Below are 1,294 nucleotides of genomic sequence, written 5' to 3' on the forward strand. Positions count from 1 at the left end.
CGGCGAGACGCCGCTCACCCCGGAGAAGCGCTTCTCCGGCAGCGGCGGCACCGACCCCGGCCTCTCGGACGTCGGGCACCGCCAGGCCGAGCTGGTCGCGGCCTCCCTCGCCGCGCGCGGCACCATCCAGGCCATCGTCACCTCGCCCCTGAAGCGCTGCCGCGAGACCGCCGACGCGGTGGCCGCCCGGCTCGGCCTCGACGTCCGCGTCGACGAGGGGCTGCGCGAGACGGACTTCGGCGCCTGGGAGGGCCTGACCTTCGCCGAGGTGCGCGACCGCCACCCGGACGACCTCGACGCCTGGCTCGCCTCCTCCAAGACCGCCCCCACGGGCGGCGGCGAGTCCTTCGCGGCGGTCGCCCGCCGCGTCGCCCTCTCCCGCGACAAGCTGATCGCCCGCTACGCGGGCCGTACGGTGCTCCTCGTCACCCACGTCACGCCGATCAAGACCCTGACCCGCCTGGCCCTCGGCGCCCCGCCGGAGTCCCTGTTCCGCATGGAACTCTCGGCGGCGTCCCTGTCTGCGGTGGCGTACTACGGCGACGGCAACGCCTCGCTCCGCCTCCTGAACGACACGTCCCACCTGCGGTAGGCGCCCCCCTTACCGCAGGGCGGCCGCTTCCCGCGCGAGGGACTCCACGCGCGCCCAGTCGCCCGCCGCCACCGCGTCCGCGGGCAGCATCCAGGTGCCGCCCACGCACCCCCACGTTGGGGAGCGCGAGATAGTCGGGGGCGCGGGTGGCATTGACGCCGCCGGTGGGGCAGAAGCGGGCGTCCGGGAGCGGGGACGCGAGGGCCTTGAGGTAGGCCGTACCGCCGGACGGCTCGGCCGGGAAGAACTTCATCTCGGTCACCCCGCGCTCCAGCAGCGCCACGACCTCCGACGTGGTCGAGACGCCCGGCAGCGACGGAATCCCCGAGTCCCGCATGGCGCCCAGCAGCCGGTCCGTCCAGCCCGGGCTGACCAGGAAGCGGGCCCCGGCCGCGACGGCGGTGTCCACGTGGCCGGGGGTGAGTACGGTGCCCGCACCGACGACCGCCTCCGGCACCTCCGCCGCGATCGCCCGGATGGCATCGGCGGCGGCCGGGGTACGGAAGGTGACCTCGATAGCGGGAAGGCCCCCCGCGACCAGGGCCCGGGCCATCGGGACCGCGTCCGCCGCGTCGTCGATGACGACGACGGGGATGACGGGGGCGAGATCGAGCAGGGAGGGTGCGTTGTCGTCTGTCACGGGACCATTCTGCGGGCGCGTGGCATGACCCGCAACGCACGTTGCGGAGGACGCAATGGCAC

1 protein-coding gene and 1 pseudogene are annotated in these 1,294 nt (G+C 75.0%); one reads left to right on the forward strand and one right to left on the reverse strand.

The features are described from left to right. The coding region (locus SSOG_RS31965) for a histidine phosphatase family protein (protein ID WP_009718404.1) at positions 1 to 592 on the forward strand (592 nt) is incomplete at its 5' end. 9 nt (positions 593 to 601) lie between these two features. Here SSOG_RS31965 and eda read toward each other — a convergent pair. Beyond that, positions 602 to 1,232: pseudogene (gene eda / locus SSOG_RS31970) on the reverse strand (bifunctional 4-hydroxy-2-oxoglutarate aldolase/2-dehydro-3-deoxy-phosphogluconate aldolase). Positions 1,233 to 1,294: the final 62 nt, after the last annotated feature.

Source organism: Streptomyces himastatinicus ATCC 53653 (assembly GCF_000158915.1).
Classification (GTDB): domain Bacteria; phylum Actinomycetota; class Actinomycetes; order Streptomycetales; family Streptomycetaceae; genus Streptomyces; species Streptomyces himastatinicus.